We start from the raw sequence: 22,878 nt of genomic DNA, 5'->3' as shown, positions 1-22,878 counted from the left end.
GCATTCCTGATGCAACGCAGTCGTGCGGCGTTGACAGCGCTCAGCCCGAGCGTCATCAGTATCTTCCGACCTGCGACGGACGTGGACCGTATCCGCGAACGACGAATTTTTCATGTTTTTAGTACATGCTTTTCGAGCGCGCCCCTTTCTTGGGCGGGGACAGCCACCATGCCTTCGAATCCCGAGTTCGTATTGAGCGCCTTGCCCGCGGGGGGAGCGTCGCAACGCAGCCGCGTCGACTGGCGGCGACCGCGCAAGACCCTGACGACGTCGCTCGTCGACATCGACGTCGCGATGACCAATATCGTGTTCCAGCACGGGGGGAGCCTGAGCGCGCTCGACTCGCGCAGGCCGTCGTCGGTCATCGACTACGCCATCGAGGGAGTCGTGCGGGGGGCGGAGCCGGAGGAACTCGGCGACGGCCGCTCCGATCCGGTTCGACTCTACGTTTCCGGATACAGCGCGAACGACCGTCTGGACCGCGACGAGGACATCGATCAGCGTTCCGTCTGCTACATCGCCCACGACCGAAGCCCGGATCGCGCGTGGCGCACGAACATCTATATCGAAAGCGCCATTTTCCGCCGCCTGGTCGAACTGTACGCGTCCAAGCGCATCGACTTCGCCAAAATCTCGGTGCTTCTGAAGGTCCTGCGCGACCCTTCGGGCAAAGTCGACGTTCCGGTCTCGAAGCATCCCATGCTGCGGGCGGCGGGCGACCGCCGCGTCGAGCACAGCCGCGCTCACCTCATGTCGGTCCAGACCGCGCTCGCGGCGAACCCTCCGGTTCGTTGGGCGCAACCGCCGCGTCCCGGATGGTGAGGCGTTCACACGCTCAGCAAGCCGCGATAATCGTAGAGTAAATCGTCATTGGAGAAAAATATCGATAATTATATTGACTGACGACAGTCCTCCCGCTAGTTTGTGGGCGAACTCCGGCGCCGGCAGAAGCGTCGAAGCGGGAGGCCTGATGAACGTCCACGTCCATCGAGCGCGAGCGACGGCCAGGACAGCGAGGCTTTGTCCCGCCTCCGCGGCGGACCGGCCGGGCGGGATCGCCGTTCCGGCCATCCACGACCTCGCCAACCGGCTGCGGTTCGCCCCGAGCCAGGGCCGGATCTGGCTCGACGACCAGCGCATGATGCTGATGCACGTGTCGTCGCTCGGCGCGCTGCGGCAGGAGTTGATCGAGAGCCTGGGCAAGGAGACGGCGCGCGGCCTGATCACCCGCATCGGCTACCAGGCCGGCGCGCGCGACGCCGAGATGGCGAAGAAGTTGCGCTCGGGCGCGAGCGCCATGGATCACTTCCTGGCCGGCCCGCAACTCGTCTCGCTCGAGGGCATCGTCCACTGCGAGCCGATCGCCATCGACATCGACGTCGCCAGCGGCCGCTATTTCGGCGATTTCTATCTCATCGACTGCGCCGAGGCGGAGGCGCATCTGGCGAGCTACGGCGTCGGCGACGAACCGACCTGCTGGATGCTGGTCGGCTACGCCTGCGGCTACACCTCGACCTTCATGGGGCGGCCGATCCTGTGGCGCGAGATCGAGTGCCGCGGCATGGGCCATGACCGCTGCCGGGTGGTCGGACGTCCGGTCGAGGAGTGGAGCGACGACGCGCGCGACGACCTGCGATTCCTTCAGATCGGCGATTTCGTCAAATGGACGGCCGCTCCGGCCTCGACTCCGAACGCCACGCAGCGGCTCGCCTCCCGTCCCGCCGGGGGCGGGGAGAACTCCTTCGGCATGGTCGGGATCTCGAGCGGCTTCAACACGGTCTGCCACATGGTGAAGAAGGTCGCCCCGACCCAGGCGACCGTGCTGTTCCTCGGCGAAAGCGGGGTGGGCAAGGAGATCTTCTCCCACAACCTGCACAGGCTGTCGAAGCGCGCCAACAGCCCCTTCATCGCCGTCAACTGCGCCGCCATCCCCGAGCAACTCGCCGAGTCGGAGCTGTTCGGCGTGGAGAAGGGCGGATTCACCGGCGCCACCGTCTCGCGCCCCGGCCGCTTCGAACGGGCGCACGGCGGCACCCTGTTCCTCGACGAGATCGGCACCCTGAGCTTCACCGCGCAAGGCAAGCTCCTGCGCGCGTTGCAGGAAGGCGAGATCGAGCGCGTCGGCGACACGCGGGTGCGCAAGGTCGACGTGCGCGTCGTCGCCGCCACCAACGTCAATCTGCGCGACGCGGTCCGCGAGGGCGCATTCCGCGAGGACCTCTATTTCCGCCTCAACGTGTTCCCGATCCGCGTGCCGCCCCTGCGCGACCGGCGCGACGACATTCCGCTGATGATGAACTGGTTCATGCAGCGGGCGTGCAAGAAGCACGGCAAGACGGTGACGGGCTTCCGCGAGCGCGCAGTCGACGCGCTGATCAACTACCGCTGGCCCGGCAACGTGCGCGAGATGGAGAACATGATCGAGCGCGCGGTCATCCTCGCCGACGACGGCGGCGCGCTCGACCTCTGCCACCTGTTCACGGCGGGGGAGGAGGTCAGCGTCGCGACCTTCGTGGTGCAGAAGAACGGCGCGCTGCGCGCCGACGACCGGCTCGGCGAAGAGGAGCCGGCGTCGCCGACCGCGCTTCCCGCGCTCGCCGACACCGAGGCGCGCATGCTGCGGCTCGCGCTCGCCGAAGCCGACGGCAACCTGTCGCTGGCCGCGCGGCTCCTCAGCATCAGCCGCCCGACGCTCGCCTACCGTCTGCGCAAGCACAAGATCGCGGCGGCCTGAGCGGGGCGCCGCGCCGCCGCCGCGCGTGAGGTCGGCGGCGAAGGTGGCGATTGCGGGCTCTCGCCCGGATCAGGCGAGCGCGCGCCTGCGTGCGGCCCGGCGCCACCCGGCGAGGCCGAGCCCGACGAAGCCGAAGCCCATCATCGCCCAGGTCGAGGGTTCGGGGACGGGCGCGAACGAGACGCCGCGGATCGAGACCCCGGCCGGCGCGGAATAGAGCGTCGTGAACGATTCGCCGCTCACCTGCGTGTATGTCGTGTCCGACAGCGTGTCGGTGATCTCGTAGAGATACGAGGGAGACAGTTCGTTCAACCCGTAGGAGGTCGCGAACAGCTCGACCGCGCCGTTCGCGAGCACCTTGCCGGTCAGGCCGAACAGGCCGGTGACGCCCGGCGCCGTCGGCGTGTTGCTGTTGGCGTTCGCGCTGTTGACCAGATTCAGCCCTTGGTAGAGGTCGTAGTCGAGCGTCCACACTCCGCCGACGAGCGACCATTTCTGCAATCCGCCGTCGCCGAGCGCGGCCGCGTTGGCCGAGCCGTTCTTCGGCGATCCGCTGTCGGCGACATACATCGTGGTCGCGTTGGCGAAGAAGAACTGCTCGGGGCTCAGATAAACGAAAGTGTTGCCGGTGTGACCGACCGCCTGGCCGTTGCGGGCGTGGTTGACGACGTTGTCGGTGGCGTTGGTCACGTCGATCGACCCGGCGTTGGCGCCCGAGGAGTTGACGCCGGCGATGAGCCGGTTGGCCACGAGCCCTGTCGCGGAGGTCGGAAGCCCGCCCGTCGAATTGGCCAATGATCGGATGTCGGAGGAATCGTTCGGCGAGCCCTTGGCCGCGAAATCGCGGGACACGTCCAATTCGTTGCCGCTTCCGGTGTTCACGATCTCGACGATCCGGGTCTCGGTGGCGAGAAGCGGGTTCGCTGTGCCGTTGGGGGTCCCTTTGGGGGTCGTGGTGTTGGCGTTGATCGGAGTGGCCGTCGTCGCGCCCCTGTCCGCATAGAACACGCCGCCGGTGCCGTCGCCCGTCACGCCCTGGCCGGACACGTAGAAGGACGACCCGTCCACGGTCGCGACGCTGCGCGGGTTGTTGGTGTTGAAGACGCCGGTCAACGCGGTCGTCGTGTCGACGCCGCCGTTGGCGCCGATCAAAGCGACCACGCGCGGCACGGTCGTGTAAACCGTCCCGGTCTGGTTGGCGGCCGTCAGACTGGTCGTCTGGCCGAGCGCGGACGTGCCGTAGGTGGACGAGGGCGCGCTGTTGAACGTGGCGGCGTTCACGCCGTAGCCCATGAGCGTCAGAGACTTGCCGTCGGCGGACAGCTGCAGAACGCCTTCCGACGCCGAGCCGTATTCGCCGGAGATCGCGGAATTGGCGCCACTCTGCGTCTGCGGCAGCGTCAGGGCTCCGACCGAGGCCGCCGTCGCGCCGCCGTCGCCGAGGCTGAACTCCTGCAGTGTGATCGCCGACGCCGAGTCCAGCGTGGTCCCCGTCACGGTGTCGATGACGAGGTCGCCGCCGGTGAAACTGGCGATGGTGTCCGCCGCAGCGCCGCCGCCGAAGCTTGCAACGAGCGCAGCGGAAACAATCAGCGCGCGCACGGACATCGACTTCCCGTCCATTTCGGCTCCCGGCTGCGAATGTTCCCCCGGATGGCCCCGCGCCTCGGAGGATCCGCTCTCGGACGGGCCCAGTAGGGAACGTTTGCGACAGGCATGTGAACACGAATGCGAACATCGAGCCGGCGCTCGTGCTCCCCGAGCGCCGGAAACCGCCTCTCGGCTCGATCTCCGGCCCGGTGGGCGCCGCGTCCACATGGCGCGTTCCACATGGCGCGAGGGCGCCCCGAGTCCGGCGAGTTTCGCTTCACGCGTCCGTCGTATTCGAGCGTTAAGAGCCGCCACGAACGCAGGCTTGGAGTCTCGCCATGACCGCTGAATACGTCGATCCGCTGCCCATCGTGTGGGATCCGGAGGCCGCCATCGGCGAGATGCTCAAGGGCAAGAAGGGGCTCGTCGTCGGCATCGCCAACGACCAGTCGATCGCCTACGGCTGCGCCCACAAGCTGCGCGCCTTCGGCGCCGAACTCGCCGTGACGTGGCTCAATGAGAAGGCCGAGCAGCACGTCCGCCCGCACGCCGAGGCGCTGGGGGCCACGATCATGGGGCCGATGGACGTGATGAAGCCGGGCGAGCTCGAGAACCTGTTCGAGCGCATCGCCCGGGAATGGGGCCGCCTCGACTTCCTCATTCACGCCATCGCCTTCGCGCCGAGGGAGGACCTGCATGGGCGGGTCGTCGACTGCTCCTGGGAGGGCTTCGCGCAGGCGATGCACGTCTCCTGCTGGTCGTTCATCCGCATGTGCAAGCTCGCCGAGCCGCTGATGACCGACGGCGGCGTCGCGATCACGATGAGCTACTATGGCGCCGACAAGGTCGTGAACCGTTACAACCTGATGGGACCCGTGAAGGCGGCCCTCGAAGCTTCGGTCCGCTACGTCGCCGCCGAACTCGGTCCGCAGGGCATACGGGTTTTTGCGGTGTCGCCGGGCCCCTTGAAAACGCGCGCCTCGAGCGGCATCTCTCATTTCGACGAACTTGTCCAGATGGCGCAGGAGCGGGCGCCGGCGCAACGTTTGGTGGATATCGCCGAGGTCGGCCGCGTGGTAGCTTTCCTCGTCGGCGGCGCCTCATCGGGCATGACCGGCGACACAATTTACGTCGACGGCGGCCTGCACAACATGGCCTGACCGCGTCCCAGGGAGAGGGAAAAGTAAGATCATGAATGATATCGTCATCGTTTCCGCCGCTCGCACGCCGGTCGGCAATTTCAGTGGGGCGTTGAGCGCCCTGTCGGCGCACGAACTGGCCATCGTTGCGCTGAAGGAAGCGTTCGAGCGCGCCGGCGTGGCGCCCGCCGAGGTCGACGAACTGATCCTCGGGCAGATCCTCGCCACCGGCGAGGGCCAGAACCCGACCCGTCAGGCGGCGCGCGGCGCCGGCATCCCGGACGAGAAGACCGCGTTCGGCATCAACCAGCTCTGCGGCTCGGGCCTGCGCTCGGTCGCGCTCGCCGCCCAGCAGATCAGGACCGGCGAAAGCAAGATCGTGGCGGCCGGCGGCATGGAGAGCATGACCAACGCCCAGCACGCCGCCTATCTGCGCAACGGCGTCAAGATGGGCCAGCTCGACTTCCTCGACACCATGCTGCGCGACGGCCTGTTCGACGCCTTCCACGGCTATCACATGGGCGTCACCGCCGAGAACGTCGCGCAGAAGTTCCAGATCACCCGCGACCAGCAGGACGAGTTCGCCCTCGGCTCGCAGCAGAAGGCGAGCGCGGCGCAGAAGGCCGGCAAGTTCAAGGACGAAATCGTTCCGGTGACGATCAAGACCAGGAAGGGCGACACCGTCGTCTCCGACGACGAATTCATCCGCCACGACGCCACGCTGGAAGGCCTGAAGAAGCTTCGCCCCGCCTTCAACAAGGAAGGCACGGTGACCGCCGGCAACGCTTCGGGCATCAACGACGGCGCCGCCGCGCTGATCGTCATGAGCGCCGACGAAGCCAGCAAGCGCGGCCTGAAGCCGCTCGCGCGCATCGTATCCTTCGCCACCGCCGGCGTCGATCCGGCGATCATGGGCACCGGCCCGATCCCGGCGGTGCGCAAGGCGCTCGATCGCGCGGGCTGGAAGGTCGGCGACCTCGACCTGATCGAGGCCAACGAGGCCTTCGCCGCCCAGGCGCTCGCGGTCAACAAGGAGCTCGGCTGGGACACCTCGAAGGTCAACGTCAACGGCGGCGCCATCGCCCTCGGTCATCCCATCGGCGCTTCAGGCGCCCGCATTCTCACCACGCTCCTCTACGAACTGGAGAAGCGCGGCGCCAAGAAGGGCCTCGCCACGCTGTGCGTCGGCGGCGGGATGGGCGTCGCGATGTGCGTCGAACGCTGATCACCAGGTCCAACGTCAACGTGGGAGCTTACTATGGCTGACAACGACAACCCGGCCTCCAAACTCGGCGAGACCATGGCGAGCCAGCTCGCCAACGCCGCCAATATCTACGGCGGGGCCTTCTCGGGCTCGTTCAAGGCGCTGCAGGACTACCAGACCAAGCTTCTCCATCTCGTCCAGGAGAACGCGACGGCCAACATGCAGTTCGCGCAGAAGCTGATGCATCCGCGCTCGCCGTCCGAGTTCGTTGAGTTCCTGAGCACGCACCTGAAGGAGCGCGCCGCCGCCATCGCCGACCAGGCGAAGGAACTCGCCGCGGTCGGTCAGGAAGCGGCGAAGAAGGCCGCCGAGTCGTTCACGCCCCCGAAGAGCTGAGCGCAGCCTCCGAGGCAAAGAAAGATGCGGCCGGTCGCGAAAGCGGCCGGCCGGGTCCCTTACGGGAGGGTCCCGTTCGCGTCGCGCCCGAGCGCGGGCGCCGTGAAGGCCGGCCTCACGCCGCCGCGCGCTCCCGGATCTCGTAGATCTGAAAAGCCTCGCTCACTCCGCGCAGGTTGAGCAGGCGGGACGTGGTGCGGTAGCCCTGTTCGCCGAGCAGCCGCTCCACCTCGGCGCTGTCCATGACCGGCTTCGTCGCCAGCACCGCGGTCGGGTCGGCCAGGTCCTGGACGCGCGCGGCGATGTTCACCGTCTGGCCGAAATAGTCCTGGCGGTCGTCGAGCATCACCGCCAGACACGGGCCTTCGTGCAGGCCGATGTTGAGCGCGAGGTCCTCGCCGCCGCGCCCGGCGTTGATCCTGCGCATCGCGTCGCGCATCCGCATCGCCGCGCGCAGCGCCCGGTCGGCGGTCGGGAAGGTCGCCATCACCGCGTCGCCGATCGTCTTGACCACGGCCCCGCCTTCGGTCGCGACCGCCGCGATCAGTTCGCCGAAGTGGCTACGCACCAGATCGAAGGCGGCGAGGTCGCCCACCCGGTCGTAGAGGGCGGTCGAGCCCCTGAGGTCGGTGAACAGAATGGTCAGACTCGTGATCTTGAACCGCTGCTCGGGATCGAACGTCCCGTCGCGATAGAGATCGCGGAAGGTCTGGTTGCTGAGCAGGCGGGTCGCGGTCAGGAACGGCAGGCGCGCCTCCGACAGCGCGTTCAGCTCGTCGCCGTGGACCCAGAGGCCGGGAAGGGTGCGGCGGCCCGCCTTGTTCTCGAAGGCGATCCGAACCGGGCCGGGCGCGAGCGCGACCGTGCCGCTGTGCGCGTGCGATTCGGCGAAAATTAGCGACAGCGTGCGGCGCTCCTGGGTTTCATCCCCCGACGCGTCCAGGAACATGGTGGCGTGGGTCACCGGATCGAAGGCGATGAAGACTCCCTTCGGCAGGGTGAGCGACATCGACGCCCGTTCTCCGGGCCCGAGCTCCATCTGGTCGAGCGTCACCCGGCCGACGGCGCTCTCGATGTCCTCGGGGAGGTCGGCCCCGGAGCCCCAGAAGACCTGGCGCATGTATTCGGCCAGCGAGAGCGAGTCGGGCTCGTGAGCCGCGACCCGCCGGATGCGCGGATTGACCGTGAAGGTGACCTCGACCAGCTGGTCGAGCGTCGGCTCGTTCGCCGAGACGCAGAACGAGCAGAAGTACTCGTGACGGTTGATGCTCTTCAGCGCGCCGGCGGTCTCCAGCACGCCGCCGCAGCCGGGACAAAGCACGTTCCAGGCCATGTCGAACAGCCCGATCCGGGCGGCGCGGACGAACGCCCCGATCACGGCCTCCTCGTCGAGGCCGGCGGCGGCGGCGAAAACGAGCGGATTGACGCGGTTCAGCGCCCGGTCGGGCGCCGAAGCGACGGCTGATTTCAAGGCTTCGGCGGCGGAGGGTTCCGCCGTCTGTTGGAGCAGGTCCCAGAGCGCGGATGCGTCGGCCATGAGCGGTCTCCCTCGAGCGGATCGACTTGATGTAGGGCGCGGGCCCGGCGCGCGCCAGTGCGGACGACTCCCGAGCCCGGCGCGCAATGCGGGGTCGCCGCACTTCGGAGCCGCGAGGCTCGGACGCGAGCGTCTGGACGTCCACCCGAATCGTGCGCGGGTTTGATCGACCGCAAACCCCCGGCGCAGGCAACGGCGTAAGGTTTCCATTCGTTCGAGGGCGCCTCGGCTTCCGTCGAGCGCCGCTCCAGCCGGAGGGTCGTCATGCAAACTCCCGTCGAGATCGCCTATCGGCATTTCGAGCCGTCCGAGCGCGTGCGCGCGGAGATCGATGCGCAGACGCAGCGTCTGGAGAAATTCGGCCCGGACGTCGTCGGATGCCATGTGGTCGTCTCCGGTCCCGAGCACGGACGCCGCGACGGCGACGGGGTCGCGGTGCAGCTGCGCATCGCCCTCCCGAACCGCAAGGACGTGATCGTCGACCGGCGGCGCGGCCCGGCCGGGCCGGAGCATGCCCTTGTCGCGATCCGGCAGGCCTTCGACGCGGCCAGACGCCAGATCGAGGACGCGGAGCAGACGTTGCGCGGGGACGTCAAGGTCCACGCGCCGGCGCGATGGCCGCGGGGTTCCGTCCAAACGTGAACAATTCCAGCGCGCCAACGCGCCAACGCGCCAACGCGGCGCTTCGCAAGCGAGCAGCCAAATCATTTCAAACCCTTGGCGACAGCGGCGCGGGGGCGCTGGAGACGAAACGCCGAACCGCCCGACGGTCCGCGCGGGCCGGCGTCGCGTGGGCCGGCCGCCGGCGTGAGGAGACGACAATGCGCAAACCGATCCTTCCCCATGACGCGTTCATCCTCGTCGGCGACGGTCGCAAGGCGCTGTTCCTGCGCAACGACGGCGACGAGCAATACGCCCGCTTCGTCACCGAGCGGGCCTTCGTCGACGACAATCCGCCGACGCGCGATCAGGGCTCGGACAGGCCCGGGCGCGCCTTCGCTTGCGCCGGCTTCCCGCGCCGCAGCGCGGTCGAGACGACGGACTGGCGCGCCCTCGAGGAGCATCGCTTCGCCGAGCGGGTGGCGAGGGCGCTGGAGCGCGTGGCGCGGGAGCGCAAGGCGCCCGCGCTGGCGATCGCAGCGCCCCCGCGCACGCTCGCGGATCTGCGCGCGGCGCTGGCGCCCGACGTGAGGGCGAAGGTCGTGCTCGAGATCAACAAGGACCTGACCCGGGTTCCGGTCTGGGCGATCGAGAAACACGTCGCGGAGGCGCTGGCCGGCGCCCGGTAGGCGGCGCCCCGGGCGCAGGCGCCGGGGCGTCGGTTGCCGGCGCGGTCGTTGACCGCGCAGCCGCTCTCCCTGTATGCCCGTGCGGATCGCCGTCTCGCGCCGCTTTATGGAGCGCGGCCGCAAGAGCGCTCCGGACATCCGCCCCGGGCGGCGTCAACGCGTTGCGGGGCCGCGTTGATCTGGGTCAACCGGCCGACGCACTGGCGGCGTAACCTCGTGGCGCGGATGTGGCGGCCGCCCCTGCGCCGGTGAGGTGGAACGTGACGCGCGACAGGCATGCGCAGGATGAAGACCCGGCGGGTTCGGAGCGCGAGCTCAAATTCCTCGCCGACGCCGAAACGCTGAGGCGGGTCCTGGCGGCCCCGACGTTCGGCGGCGGCGAGCCGTCGCCCGCGTGGCGCAAGCTGAGGACGGTGTATTTCGACACCGACGCGGGCGACCTGTCGCGGGCCCGGGTGGCGTTGCGCGTGCGGCATTCGGACGACGGCCGGGTCATGGGCCTCAAGCGCGCGTCGGCCGACGGCGGCGCCTTCGAGCGCGAAGAGACCGAGGTCGCCGTCGCCTCGGCCGAGCCCGATCTGTCCCTGTTCCCCAAGGCGCTGGCGCGCGACATCGCGCGTCTGACGGGCGGCGCGCCGCTCGCGCCCCGCTTCGGCTCCGACATTGCGCGCGCGACCCGGACGGTGGCGAAAGACGGGGCCGAGGTCGAGATCGCCTTCGACGACGGTTTCCTGTTCGCAGGCGAGCGTCGCGCGCCGACCCAGGAGATCGAGCTCGAGCTCAAGTCCGGGCCGCCCTCCGTCCTGTTCGATCTCGGGCTCGATCTCGTCGAGGCCTTCCCGGTGCGCCTCGGCGTTCAGAGCAAGGCCGAGCGCGCGCACGCGCTTCTGGATCCGCGGCCCCCTCAGCCGGTCCACGCGAACGAACCCGCGCTGCGCGCAGGGATGAGCCTGGACCGGGCGGTCGCCGTCGTCCTGCACAACTGCCTCGGCCATATCCTCGGCAATCTGCCGGCGCTCGAAGGCGGCGACAGGGTCGAGGCGGTGCATCAGATGCGGGTCGGCGTGCGCCGCCTCCGATCCGCGATGGACCTGTTCGGCGAGGCTTTTCCCAGCGCCGGCCTCGACGCCTTGCGCGCCGAGGCGAGGCGGATCGGGACCGCGCTCGGCGGGGCGCGCGACTGGGACGTGTTCGTCGGGCGCCTGCGCACGGGCGCGCTCGCGCGATTCTCGTCCGAACCGGGCTTCGACTCCTTGATCGCCGCCGCCGAGGCGAAGGCCGCCGCCGGTCATTCGGCCGTCGTTCGCCTCGTCGACGACAAGACGATCGCCCGCTTCGCGCTCGCGGTCGAGCGCCTCGCCGCCGCCCGCGCCTGGCGGGACGGATGCGGCGCGGACGCGCTCGCCGCGCTCGACGGCCCGGTCGAGGCCTTCGCCGCCGGATCGCTGGACAGGCTCGACCGCAAGCTGCGCAAGCGCGGCCGTCGTTTCCAGTCGCTCGCGCCCGAGGCGCGCCACCGGCTGCGCATCGCCGTCAAGCACATGCGCTACGCGACCGAGTTTTTCGGCGCCCTGTTCGACGCCGACGAGGCCGAGCGCTTCGCCGGGAAGGCCTGCGCGCTTCAGGACGCGCTCGGCGACCTCAACGACGCGGCGATCGCGCTCCGCCTTGTCGAGGAGCTCGCGCCGCGCCGCGCCGCCGGCTTCGCGCGTGCGTCCGGCCTCGTCGCCGGATGGTGCGCGCGGGAGAGCGAAGGCGACGCGGACGCCCTCGGCAGGGACTGGCGGCGGCTGGTCAAAACGTCATCCTCGTGGCGCAAGGTCTACGAGAGACAGGCCGAATCCGTCTAACGGCTTGGGGGTGCGGATGGTGACGAAGGTTGGCATCGTCGAGCGGCTCGGCGAGAGCGGCGTGCTCCTGCCGGCCCTGATCGACGCCGGGCTCATGGCGAACGATCGCCTGAAGATCCGGCTGACCCTGCTGCAGGAAGCCTCGGCCCAGGCCGCCGCCCCGGGCCGGCCCGCTGCCGCGATGGAGCGCGAGATGCGCAGCGTCGGCCTCGCCGATCCCGCGCTCGCCGCCATCGTGTCGGGCGCGCGGCGCATCGACGAGGAGACGATTTTCGCCCCCGGCGCCGCGACGCTCGTCGCCGGCGTCGCCGAGGACCTCCAGGCGATGCTGCGACCGATCGAGGTCGCCGAAGCCTCCGACGCGGCGGCGCTGAAGGCGCGTGTCACGGCGACGCTCGCCGCCTTGCCGGCCTTCGCAGGCGATCGAATCGGGCGGCGCGAGGTCGCCGATCTCGCCTCGGCGCGGCGCGGCGACCGGGACACGCTGCATCTCCTGGTGATGGACCTGCACAAGGCCCTCAATGCGGTCGCCGCCGCGACGGCGGTCGAGACGATCGACGGGGCGCGCGTGCACGGCCTCGACGAGTCCGATCGGGCCCGCGTCCGCGCCTTCATGGCCGGCCTCAACCGGACTGCGGGGCTCGCCTTCGGCCACCCGGGCCTCGCCGCCACGGCCGGCCGCGTCGGCGCCCGGCTCACCATCCAGAACGACATCGGGACCACGGACGCGCACGTCATCGTCATCCACGTCGACGGCCTCGACGTCACGACGACCTACACCGACGTCCACCGCGTCCGGGCGAAGTTCTTCATGACGCTGTTCGCCGGGCAGGGAGTCGCCTTCAGTCCGCTGGCCGAGAACCAGGACAATGGCCTCGCCGGGGGCGACGTCTTCTATCTGCTTCAAGGCGTCTATCGCGCGCGCGACGAGGAGGACCTCGACCGGCATCTCGGCTTTCTCGGCTCGCGGCTCGTGTTCCTGATCGACTGGAACAAGGCGCGCAAGGCCTTGCAGGCGTTCGTGGCGAAGGACGACGCAATCGACCTGCTGGTCAATGCGGCCGAGCGCGAAGACGGGCATCGCGGCTTCCTCGAACTCGGCGGGGCCGACCTCGTGTTCGAGGCGGTGCGGCGCGCCGCCGCCGGACGCATTCCCTACGGCGTGCCGCTCGGGACGGCGCTCGGCGACGGCGAATGCATCGCCTTTCTTCGCACCGTCCTGCATCTCGCCAGCGAGGGCCTGCGGGACGGGCGCTCCACCCGCTTCATCCGCGACGAAATCCAGGCCGACCTCTCCCAGCGGCTCGACACGGCGGAGAGCGAGCTGCTCGTCGTCGTGCTCCGCCATCTCGGCCTGATCCGCACGCTCGCCGGCGCGATCGAGACCACATTCGAGCCGGGCGGGCTCGCGAGCCTCGGGGAGCGCCAGTCGCTCGCCCGGCGCGCCAAGCAGATCGAGGGCAAGGGAGACCGCCTCACCGTCGCGGCGCGGGAAATCTTCGCCCGCGTCCGCGACGCCGACGATCTTCTGTCGGTGATCGACCAGGTCGAAAACGCGACCGACTGTTTCGACGAGGCGGCGTTTCTGATCAGCCTCGCGCCGGAAGAGTCCGGCGCCGACGCCTTCGGCGCGCCGCTCGGCGAGCTTGCCGCGGTCGCGCGCCATTGCGCGGCGGAGCTGGCGCGCGCGGTCGAGGCGGCGCTGCAAATCCCCAAGGGCGCGCGCGCCGACGCCGCCTTCACGCTCCAGTGCGTCGACGCGGTGCTCGACGCCGAGCGCGACGCCGACGCCTCCGAGCGCGCCGCGATCGGCGCCCTGATGAGCCGGCCTTCGCCCGCCGGCGATGCGCGTACGCTCGTCCTCGGGATCGAGATCGCCCGGCGGCTCGAAGACGCGACCGACCGGCTCGCCCACGCGGCGATGTCGCTTCGCAATCGGGTGCTGCAGGGTCTGTCGACATGAGCGCCAGGGAATTCGAGCCGGTCTTCATCGGTCCCGGCGGAACGCCCGGCCCGATCCTGGCGGCGGACGTCGGCTCGAAGGCGGCGGAACTCGCCCGGCTCGCCGCGCTGCGCCTGCCGGTCCCGCCTGCCTTCGTCCTGCCGACCTCGCTGTGCGCGGGCGTCGTGGCCGGCGACGCGGCGGCGATCAAGGCCCTGCGCAAGGGGCTGGTGACCGGCGTCGGCTGGCTCGAACAGACGATGAAGCGACGGCTCGGCGACGCTCGCGCGCCGCTGTTCGTCTCGGTGCGCTCCGGCGCCGAACGGTCGATGCCGGGAATGCTCGACACGATCCTCGACGTCGGCATGAATGGGGTGAGCGTGCACGGCCTCATCCGCCTGACCGGCAACCCGCGCATGGCCTTCGACAGCTGGAGACGGTTCATCCAGGGCCACGCGGAGGTCGTCGGCCTCGCCGCGCCGGGGGGATTCGCCGCGCTCGTCGACGACATGGTCCGCGCGGAAGGCGTCGCGAACGACGCCGAGCTCGATTCCGAGGCGCTCGAGCGTCTGGTCGACCAGTTTCTCGCGCACGCCGCGCGCCTCGGCGTTGCGCCGCCCGAGGAGCCGATCGAGCAGATCGCCGAGGCCGCCGAGGCGGTCTACCGCTCCTGGGAAGGCGCCCGGGCGCGGGAATACCGGCGGCTGAACGGCCTCGAGTTCCTGAAGGGCACCGCCGTCACCGTGCAGGCCATGGCGTTCGGCAACTCGGGCGGGGATTCCGGCGCGGGCGTGGCGTTCTCGCGCGATCCGGCGACCGGAGCAAAGCGGCTCTACGTCGATTTCCTCGCCGACGCGCAGGGCGAGGACGTCGTGTCCGGCCGGCGCTCGCCCGCCGACTCGGCGCTGTTCGCCCGCCGCATGCCGGAGGTCGCACGGGCGCTCGAGGCCGGCGCGCGGACGCTCGAAGCCGCCTGCCGCGACGTGCAGGACATCGAGTTCACCGTCGAGCGCGGCAAGCTGTGGTTCCTTCAGACGCGGTCGGCCAAGCGGACGCCGCTGGCGGCGCTGAAGATCGCCGTCGATCTCGTGGAGGAAGGCGTGATCGAGCGCAGCGAGGCCGTCGCCCGGGTGTCCGGCATCGACCTCGCCGCGGCCAGGGTGTCGCGTTTTGCGGACGCCGCCGCCGCGCCTGCGGCGCGGGCGACGGTCGCCTCGCCCGGCGTCGCCTGCGGGCGGGCGGCCTTCACGAGCGACCGTGCGAAAGCGTTTTCCGCGCGCGGCGAGGCCGTGATCCTGGTGCGACGCGACACCTCGACCGAGGACGTGGCCGGATTCGCCGCCGCCGACGGCGTCCTCACCGCCGTCGGCGGCCGCACCGCCCACGCCGCCGTGGTCGCGCGCCAGATGGGCAAGGTGTGCCTGGTCGGCTGCCGGTCGCTCGCCATCGACGAAGGTCTCGGCTCCGCGCGCCTCGGCGCCGAGATCCTGCGCGAAGGCGACTTCATCGCGCTCGACGGCGCCACCGGCGACGTCTCGCTCGGCCTGCGGACGGTGATTTCGGAAGACGCGCCGGAGGCTGCGATTTTGAGACGCTGGCGCGAAGCGGCGAGCTGAGGGCGGCGGGACTACCCGGCCGGGGCGCGGGCCTCTTCGAGCTCCACGGCGTGCTGGGGCCGGGGGCGACGCGGCAGCGTGATGCGGTCGAGCACCTCGCCCACGAGAATGTGCGCCTGAACGGCGGTGAGGCCGCCCGCGACGACGTTGTCGTCGATGCAAAGCCGAAACATCGTTCGGGAGTCGCCCGGCGTCTCGAGCTCGACAAAGATGCGGCCGATCATTGGCAATCCAGCGCTTTTAATCCTCGACGACGATTGGGGGCGGCCCCCGCTCGCTTTCCCGGGGAGAGTGTCGCCCATGCTTTCAGCCGTCACAACTAGGGGTTACTACGTAGGCTGCGCCGGGACGGGAAACGCGCCGATTTTTTTCGCCACGATCTCGGTCAATTCCAGCCGGGGGCAGGTCGCCGGCGGCGCCGTCCCCGGAGCCGCGATCGCCGACCACCGCGCCGGAAACGGCGAGATTCCGCCCCGGGTCCAGGCGTTTCCTCACCGCCCTGGAGAAACGTGAAAAGGAAAGCAGGCGTTGCGTCGCGCCGTCGCATTGCGGGAACAGGCGTCTGCGAGCATCAAGAGTTGACGTCGATCAATGCGGGCGCCCGTCGACCGCATAGATTTCGATCGAGAAAGCAAAGCGGCCCATGCCTGTCACGTCCCCGTCACTAGCGCCCGCGTCGCCGATTTTTACGGTCGAGATCATCGATCCGGACGGATTCGCGTGGCTGTACGGGCCATTGTTCCTTCACGAAGCGCTCAAGATCAGCCGGTATTTCGAATGCGAGGCGCGGTCGGGGAAAGAGCCGCGCGTCAACATTCTGCCGGCGCCCGACGGCGCTGGCCAGCGACCGCGTCAGCCTTTCATCTGACCGGCGACGCTTTCGCCGCGCCGACATAGGCCAGCGCCGTCTTCTCGACCCCCTCCTCGAACGGCGTCGCATCGGCCCAGAACGCGTTGATGAACTTGCTCGCATCGACCCGGTAGGGACGGTCGAAAGTGAAACGCATCTCGCTCCGCTCGGCGAGGAAGGCGACTCCGATGCCGAGCGTGGCGATCAGGACTTCCGGCACGGCGATCAGCTTGAGCTTGTTCTGGCCGAGCGCGCCCGCCGCGATGCGCAGGATCTCGCGCGTGGTGCGGGTCGGGGCGCAGGGGACGTGCCAGGCCTGGCCGAAGGCCGAATCGGGCGCCGCGAGCAAGGTGGCCGCGGCGCGCCCGATGTCGGGAACATAGGCGTAATCGTGCGGCTGGTCGGGCGAGCCGAGCACGATCGCCCGCTTGCCCGTGGCCAGCCTGCCGATGCTCGGGTCGCCGAGGTAGCTGACGCCGGCGCCCGGTCCGTAAAAGTCCGGCGCGCGGAGCGCAGCGACGCGGGCGCGTCCCTCGGCGCAGGCGTCCATCCAGATCCGGGTCGTCGCCGCCCGCGCCTCCGGCTTGTGGCCGCCGACGCCGAGCGGCGTGGCGCCGCGAGGGGCCGCGAGCGGCATGGTCTCGACCAGCGGCGCGGTCTGCGGGCCGTACATGTAGAGGTTGTCGATGAAGACCATGCGGGCGCCGGTCGCTTCCGAGGCGGCGACGAAATTGCCGATCGCCCGCGGCCAGGCCTGCCGCCAGATCGCGCCGTTGTAGGCGAAGCCGATGGCCACGACGAACTGCCCGCCCAGGCGGGCCGCGGCGACGACCGCATCGCGATCGAGCGCGTCGCAGGCGACGAAGGCCGCCGCCTTCGGCAGCCCCGCCGGTTCGCGCCGCTGCGCCACGACCACCTCCCGGCCCTCCGCCGTGAGCCGCTCGGCGGTCGCCTTGCCCGCGGGGCCATAGCCGAAAATCACGACCCTGCCGTCCATCTCGAACCTCCGCAACCCCACGTCGACGCCGCCAATCTAGCGCGCCCCCTATCATACCAGAAATGCATAGTTTATATTACTGGGATGCGTGAAGTGAATTTGGCGGCGCTCGACCTCAATCTCCTGCCGGCGCTGGAGGCGCTGCTCAGGCGGCGCAACGTCACCCACGCCGCCGCCGAGGTGGGCCTCAGCCAGCCGGCGATGAGCCGGGCGTTGGCGCGCCTGCGGGACGTGTTCGACGATCCGCTGCTGGTTCGCGCCGGCGGCGGACTGGCGCCGACCCCCGCCGCGCTCGCGCTGGCGCCGAAGGTCGCGGCGGCGCTCGAGGGCTTGCGCGGCCTGTTTCGCGTTCCCGTGGTCGACCCGGCGCGGCTCGAACGCACGATCCGCCTCGCGGCGGCCGACGCGCAGACGATCCTGATCGTTCCGCGCGTCGCGTCGCGGCTCGAACGCGAGGCGCCGGGCGTCGATCTCGTCGTGTCGACCATCGGACGGGACATCATGGCGCGCATGGAGCAGGGCGAGGTCGACCTGTGCTTCGCCACCGCCGCCACACCGTTGCCGCCCGGCGCGGCGAGCGAGACGCTGGCCGATGACCGCCTGGCGCTGGTCATGCGGCGCGGCCATCCGGGGGCCGACCGCGACTGGGCGCTCGCCGACTATGCGCGCTATCGCCATGCGACCGTGTCGTTCTTCGGCGACGGCGTCTCCGAAATCGACGCCCGACTCGGGGCGGCCGGAGTCGAGCGGCGGGTGGCGCTCACCACGCCGCACTTCATGGCGACGGTGGCGGCGGTCGCCGGAAGCGACCTCGTCACCACCATTTCCGCCGCCTTCGCCCGCCGCTTCGCAAGCCCCCTCGGCCTCGTCCTGAAACCGCCGCCGTTCGACGACGCGCTCGTTTTGACGGTGGTCTCGACCCGCGCGGGCGCCGCCGATCCCGCCCTGCGCTGGTTCCGGACGCTGCTGCGCGAGGAGGCCGCCGTCGCCTACCGCGCGCCTCAATCGAGAAGTATCGTTTCGTCAAGACGTTGAACGACGTCGCGTCAACCGAGGAGACGGGTCATGCCAATCGAGACTTCGCGGCGCGGGGGAAGAAGCGTTCAAGACTGGATCATGCTGATCTGTGGGGTTCTGCTGTTCGTCGCCCCGTGGGCGATGGGTTTCTCGAGCGACGCGATGGCCGCGCGCGCCGCATGGGTCGGCGGGATCGTGATCGCCGCAATGGCGATGGCCGCGCTCGTCCAGTTCGCCGAGTGGGAGGACTGGGTGGCGCTGATCGCCGGCGTGCTGATGATTGTCGCGCCCTGGGCGCTGGGCTTCGCGGCGTTGCAGGAGGCGGTCTGGCCGTTCGTCGCGCTCGGCCTGATCACGGCGCTGGCGTCGCTGTCGGAGATCTGGATGCTCCATTCCCCGGAGCACGCTGCGCGATGACTTGGGGGCGCGAGGCGGCGGACGCGCCGCGTCGCGCCCGCCAGGCGTTGAACGCGACCCCGGCGATGGGCGCCGTGCGGGGCGGGGACGGCATCGGAAGGCGCGGTCGCCGATGTTCAGTCGATCGCCCGGCCCGGCAGCGCGAACCCGACCCTTGACGGGACGGGCAGGCTGGCGAGGGTAGCCCGGTCGGAAGAATCGAACCCGGGGGCCATTCCATGAATCGCATCGCCGTCGCCGCCGCATTCGCGGCGTTCGCGGTCGCCGGCTGCAACGCGCCCGCGCCGCAGGCCTCGGCCCCGCCGGCGCCGGGCTCCGTCGCCGTCACCCCGCAGGGCTTCCAGATGCCGGAGGGCGGCGATTGCCGGGCGGAGATCGCCCGCTATCGCGCCGTCCAGGACAACGACCTGGCGATGGGGCATGTGGCGCAATCGGTCTACGCCCAGATCAAGCGGGAGATCGCGGCGGCGGAGACCGCCTGCGCCGCCGGCCGCGACGGAGAGGCGAAGGCGATGATCGCCGCCTCCGAACAGCGCCACGGCTATCCGACCGGGATCTGAGGCGTCGAGCGGAGCGAGCGACAGGGGCGTTATGCCGCAGGGCGCGCCGCCCGGCCTCGCGCCTGCGGACACCAACGAGAGAACGATGTAATGTCGGGCTGAGTTTCGGCGGCAGGGAGGCGCCGAGCGGGGAATCGTGTTCACGTTCCACAGCGAACGGGAGAGGATCGCGATGTCGATCTCGATCGCCGGCAGCGCCGACGCCTGGATCAATAGTCTGACCGACCCGGGGGTGTCGTCCGACGTGTCGAGGCTGGCGGCGGACGGGGTGCTCAGTTACGCGGACCTTCTGCAGATCCTGACCGATGTCGCGACCCGAGGCGCGGTCACCCAGGCCGAGTTCGGCGATCTGCAGATCATCGCCGCCCATCTCAACGTCGGGGTCTCCACGCCCGCCCATGCGGCGGCTGCGTTCATCCAACTCGTCGACGGCAATCCAGCCAATGCGTTCTGGAACGGCGGCGCCACGGCGACGGCGCTCGGAAATCTCGCCGCGGGAACCTCCGCGGCCGATCTCGGGAAGCTGATCGGCAAGTGGTTCCTGGGCTCGGACATGCCCGATCCGGCGCTGCCGGCGGACGAGACTCCGGAAGCGACCTCCTACGCCGCTTTCACGGACACGCTTTATGGATCGAGCGGCGCCCCCCAGGTCGCAGACGTCGGCCAGGGCGACCTCGGCGATTGCGAACTCGGAGCGGCCCTGATCGCTTTGGCCGCCCAGAATCCCGGTCGCATCGAGTCGATGTTCGTCGACGACGGAAACGGCGTCTACAGCGTACGCTTCACGATCGGCGGCGACGAGGTGTGGGAGACGGTCAACGACCAGCTTCCGGTCTTCTCCGGTTACGGGCGACTCGCCTTCCAGAACGCCGACAGTGGCGACACGCAGGTGTTTTGGGCGGATCTGGCGGAGAAGGCCTACGCCCAGCTCGCGGAGACGGGAGAGATCGGCCTCCCGGCAGGGAAAACGCAGAACGCCTACGCGAGCATCGACGGGCTTGATACCGACGACGTCTTGAACAACCTGTCCGGTGGGTCGAGCGTGGTCAATTACGCCTATTCCGACACAAACTGGAACGCGGACAAGGAGATCTTCATCGCCGCGCTGGCGAGCGGCGAGGACCTGATCGTAAATAGCTATTCCGGCACGCGCGACAGCCAAGGCCACACCGAATTCGTCGCCCTGCACGCTTTCGCGATTGTCGGCTACGACGCCGCGACCGGCGACTTCATCCTGCGCAATCCATGGGGAACCGACGGGCAGGGACTGGGCTACGACGTTCAGTTCGAAGCGTCGATGAACGACATCGCGGGCGTCGACGGCGATGTCGCGGTCGACAACGCGAATCAGACGGCGCTGCGGGTGCTGACCATTCCACAGGGCTACCAGGACGCGGTCTGGGTCGGCGGGCAGGAGATCGTCGGCGCCGGTTCGAGCGCGCCCGTCGCGTCCTGGTTCACGACCGTCGACGGCTCCGGCGCGAGCGTAACGGAGTACAGGTTCGAGGTCGCGGGTCCGGGCTCGATCGACCTCGACGGAGCGACCGACCTCGCCACCTCCGCGCAGCACGCTGAGGGACAGACCGTCGTCTCGGCGGGCGACCTGTCCAAGGTTCTCTTTGCCGGCGCCGGCGCCGCCGTTCCGTCGACGTCCACGCTGATCGTCTGGGCCTATGACGGCGCGACGTGGAGCGCCGCCGCCGACATCGCCGTGTCGATCGCCGCCACCGCCCTGTCGGTGACGCCGAAGGTCGAAACATTGGTCGCGCCCTCCGGAACGATTGCGCTTTCGAGCCTGTTCCAGGCCGAGGGAATCGGCAGCTCGCCGGGCGTCTTCTACGACATCGAAGTCGCCAGCGGCGGAGGGACCGTCAATCTGAATGGAGCGTACAACTACCAGGGCGGCGGCTACGACGATGTGTCGGCGGCGAGTTTTCCGCTTCTGACGTTTACGGCGCCGGCGGCCGCGGGGATCACCCGCCTTCAGGTTGCAGTCGGCGTGAACTACGGTTGGATCTGGAGCGCATGGCAGTCCATCGACGTGATCACGGGCGCCAGCGCGGCTGACGCGATCCAGGATTTCGACGACGGCCGGCTTGCGGCGACCCAAGCCGTCGCCGACACCGCCGCCGCCATCGGCGCCAACCTCGACGGATTGCAGACGATGCTTGCGGCGGGCGCGCTCGACGGCATCCTGATTACGGACAACGGCGTCATCGCGATCAACGCCGGACAACTGAAGCGCGACGCCGGCGCGCTCGGTGCGATCGCCAATTCCCTGTTCGAGGTCGTCGCGTCCGGCGCCGCGACCTATATCGTCGGCGGGAACGGGCGGACGGGAACTCCGATCGCGGTGTCGGCCTCCGGCGGCGCCGTCGACTTGAAGGCCGATTCGAACATGGCCCTGACGGGGTCGGGCGACGGCGTCTTTTCCGGTGCCGGGTCGACCTTCACCGTGACGGGAGGAGCGGATCAGATCAATTTTCAGGGCTCCGGCGATGTCGCAAACCTGATCGACGCCGGAAGCGCGTGGGACCTCGTCACCGGCCTGAACGGCGCGACCGGGACGATTGATCTCACCAGCGCAGGCGCCAACATCACCGGCGGCGGCGACACGGTCGTCTTCTCTGGCGGCGGCAACAATTCCGCGAGCCTGATCAATACCGTGAGCGCGTGGGACCTCGTCACCGGCCTGAACGGCGCGACCGGGACGGTCTATCTCACCAACGCCGGCGCCAACATCTCCGGCGGCGGCGACGCGGTGGAGTTCTTTCAGGGGGCGAGTAATTCCGCCAGCCTGATCAATACGTTCAGCGCCTGGGACAATCTGAAGAGCGCAAACGGCGCGAGCGGAACGGTCTACCTCACCAGCGCCGGCGCCAACATCGCCGGCGGCGGCGACACGGTGGAGTTCTATGGCGGGGCGGGCAATTCTGCGAGCCTGACCAACACCGTGAGCGCGTGGGACAATGTGAAGAGCGCAAACGGCGCGACCGGGACGGTCTATCTCACCAACGCCGGCGCCAACATCGCCGGCGGCGGCGACACGGTGGAGTTTTATGCCGGGGCGAACAATTCCGCGAGCCTGATCAATACCGTGAGCGCGTGGGACAATGTGAAGAGCGTGAACGGCGCGACCGGGACGGTCTATCTCACCAACGCCGGCGCCAACATCACCGGCGGCGGCGACACGGTCGACTTCTATGCCGGGGCGAGCAATTCCGCCAGCCTGATCAATACCGGAACCGCTCCGGATACGGTCAAGAGCGCCAACGGCGCGACCGGGACGGTTGACCTGAGCAACGCGCAGGCTTCGATTTCCGGCGCCGGTGACATGGTCGACTTCTGGAGCGGCGCGAGCAACTCCGCGAGCCTCTCCGGAACGGACTCGGTCCTGTTCAACCAGAAGGCGTTCGGCCTGGACACGGTGAACGGCTACACCTCGGCGGACCCGCTGTCTTTCAACATCGCCGATCAGGGTCATCTCGCCATTTCCCAGTCCGGCGCCAGCACCCTGATTACGTTCGACGCCGCCGACGTCGTCACGCTGACCAACGTGTCCGTGTCCAGCCTGGGTTCGATCACCTATCACAGTTGAGGCGGGCGCCGGCGGCGCGTGCATCGGCGGCGCGTCATGCAGGCGGTGCGCCGGTTCGCAGAGCGAGGCTCGACCGCGCCGGGAGGCGCTGTCGGTTCGGCGGCAACGCGCGCTTGGCGACGTTGCGCGCCTGGCGTCTGCT

General features: G+C 69.5%; 18 protein-coding genes. 14 read left to right on the top strand and 4 right to left on the bottom strand.

The genetic code is table 11. The features are described from left to right. The first annotated feature begins 168 nt into the window (after window positions 1–168). Both DFR50_RS14590 and DFR50_RS14585 read left to right on the top strand, forming a co-directional pair. The gene (locus DFR50_RS14590) at window positions 169–822 is read left to right on the top strand and encodes a hypothetical protein (RefSeq protein WP_113890007.1); all 654 of its coding nucleotides are present in this window, start codon (window positions 169–171) and stop codon (window positions 820–822) included. Between the two features lie 148 nt (window positions 823–970). Continuing rightward, window positions 971–2,734 carry a sigma-54-dependent Fis family transcriptional regulator gene (locus DFR50_RS14585; protein WP_113890084.1) on the top strand — a complete coding sequence of 588 codons (1,764 nt, stop codon included), beginning with the start codon at window positions 971–973 and terminating at the stop codon, window positions 2,732–2,734. 69 nt (window positions 2,735–2,803) lie between these two features. Here the strand turns inward: DFR50_RS14585 and DFR50_RS14580 are convergent, their stop codons facing one another. Then, a complete protein-coding gene (locus tag DFR50_RS14580) occupies window positions 2,804–4,357 on the bottom strand; it encodes a PEP-CTERM sorting domain-containing protein (protein WP_170153218.1) in 1,554 nt (517 codons plus the stop codon). 305 nt (window positions 4,358–4,662) lie between these two features. On the opposite strand from DFR50_RS14580, the gene fabI reads away from it, so the two are divergent. From fabI to DFR50_RS14565, 3 genes are read left to right on the top strand one after another with little or no spacing between them, the layout of a single operon-like run. Continuing rightward, the gene (gene fabI, locus DFR50_RS14575; RefSeq protein WP_210208899.1) at window positions 4,663–5,484 is read left to right on the top strand and encodes an enoyl-ACP reductase FabI; all 822 of its coding nucleotides are present in this window, start codon (window positions 4,663–4,665) and stop codon (window positions 5,482–5,484) included. Between the two features lie 31 nt (window positions 5,485–5,515). After that, window positions 5,516–6,688, top strand: a complete 1,173-nt coding sequence (locus tag DFR50_RS14570) for an acetyl-CoA C-acetyltransferase (protein ID WP_113890005.1) — start codon at window positions 5,516–5,518, stop codon at window positions 6,686–6,688. 33 nt (window positions 6,689–6,721) lie between these two features. Beyond that, window positions 6,722–7,063, top strand: coding sequence for a phasin family protein (locus tag DFR50_RS14565; protein WP_113890004.1), 342 nt, complete (start codon window positions 6,722–6,724; stop codon window positions 7,061–7,063). Window positions 7,064–7,178: 115 nt separating this feature from the next. On the opposite strand, the gene DFR50_RS14560 is transcribed toward DFR50_RS14565, so the two are convergent. Then, a complete protein-coding gene (locus DFR50_RS14560; protein ID WP_113890003.1) occupies window positions 7,179–8,600 on the bottom strand; it encodes an adenylate/guanylate cyclase domain-containing protein in 1,422 nt (473 codons plus the stop codon). 264 nt (window positions 8,601–8,864) lie between these two features. Between DFR50_RS14560 and DFR50_RS14555 the strand changes: the two genes are divergently transcribed. The 5 genes from DFR50_RS14555 (at window position 8,865) to DFR50_RS14535 (ending at window position 15,297) form a co-directional block, all read left to right on the top strand. Next, window positions 8,865–9,242 (top strand): HPF/RaiA family ribosome-associated protein, encoded by a 378-nt coding sequence (locus tag DFR50_RS14555; protein ID WP_113890002.1) that lies wholly within the window; start codon window positions 8,865–8,867, stop codon window positions 9,240–9,242. A 179-nt stretch (window positions 9,243–9,421) separates the two neighbouring features. Continuing rightward, window positions 9,422–9,889, top strand: a complete 468-nt coding sequence (locus DFR50_RS14550; RefSeq protein ID WP_113890001.1) for a baeRF12 domain-containing protein — start codon at window positions 9,422–9,424, stop codon at window positions 9,887–9,889. A 260-nt stretch (window positions 9,890–10,149) separates the two neighbouring features. Further along, window positions 10,150–11,739, top strand: coding sequence for a CYTH and CHAD domain-containing protein (locus DFR50_RS14545; protein ID WP_170153217.1), 1,590 nt, complete (start codon window positions 10,150–10,152; stop codon window positions 11,737–11,739). A gap of 16 nt (window positions 11,740–11,755) precedes the next feature. After that, a complete protein-coding gene (locus DFR50_RS14540; RefSeq protein ID WP_113890082.1) occupies window positions 11,756–13,702 on the top strand; it encodes a hypothetical protein in 1,947 nt (648 codons plus the stop codon). After that, complete coding sequence (locus tag DFR50_RS14535) at window positions 13,699–15,297, top strand: PEP/pyruvate-binding domain-containing protein (protein ID WP_113889999.1); 1,599 nt, start codon at window positions 13,699–13,701, stop codon at window positions 15,295–15,297. The genes DFR50_RS14540 and DFR50_RS14535 overlap by 4 nt, the downstream gene beginning before the upstream one ends. An 11-nt stretch (window positions 15,298–15,308) precedes the next feature. Here the strand turns inward: DFR50_RS14535 and DFR50_RS14530 are convergent, their stop codons facing one another. Further along, window positions 15,309–15,521 (bottom strand): hypothetical protein, encoded by a 213-nt coding sequence (locus DFR50_RS14530; RefSeq protein ID WP_113889998.1) that lies wholly within the window; start codon window positions 15,519–15,521, stop codon window positions 15,309–15,311. Window positions 15,522–16,157: 636 nt separating this feature from the next. Next, window positions 16,158–17,144, bottom strand: a complete 987-nt coding sequence (locus tag DFR50_RS14520; RefSeq protein ID WP_113889996.1) for an NAD-dependent epimerase/dehydratase family protein — start codon at window positions 17,142–17,144, stop codon at window positions 16,158–16,160. 84 nt (window positions 17,145–17,228) lie between these two features. On the opposite strand from DFR50_RS14520, the gene DFR50_RS14515 reads away from it, so the two are divergent. The 4 genes from DFR50_RS14515 to DFR50_RS14500 all read left to right on the top strand — a co-directional run bounded on the left by DFR50_RS14515 (window position 17,229) and on the right by DFR50_RS14500 (window position 22,736). Beyond that, window positions 17,229–18,179, top strand: coding sequence for a LysR family transcriptional regulator (locus tag DFR50_RS14515; protein ID WP_113889995.1), 951 nt, complete (start codon window positions 17,229–17,231; stop codon window positions 18,177–18,179). A gap of 30 nt (window positions 18,180–18,209) precedes the next feature. Next, complete coding sequence (locus DFR50_RS14510) at window positions 18,210–18,578, top strand: SPW repeat protein (protein WP_113889994.1); 369 nt, start codon at window positions 18,210–18,212, stop codon at window positions 18,576–18,578. Between the two features lie 218 nt (window positions 18,579–18,796). Beyond that, window positions 18,797–19,138, top strand: a complete 342-nt coding sequence (locus DFR50_RS14505; protein ID WP_113889993.1) for a hypothetical protein — start codon at window positions 18,797–18,799, stop codon at window positions 19,136–19,138. Window positions 19,139–19,310: 172 nt separating this feature from the next. Continuing rightward, complete coding sequence (locus DFR50_RS14500) at window positions 19,311–22,736, top strand: C2 family cysteine protease (RefSeq protein WP_147262772.1); 3,426 nt, start codon at window positions 19,311–19,313, stop codon at window positions 22,734–22,736. The last annotated feature ends 142 nt before the right edge of the window (window positions 22,737–22,878 follow it).

The sequence above is a fragment of the Roseiarcus fermentans genome, from assembly GCF_003315135.1.
Taxonomy (GTDB): Bacteria; Pseudomonadota; Alphaproteobacteria; order Rhizobiales; family Beijerinckiaceae; genus Roseiarcus; species Roseiarcus fermentans.
The sequence above is the reverse complement of the archived record's forward strand: the minus strand, read 5'-3'. Positions and strand labels throughout refer to the sequence as shown.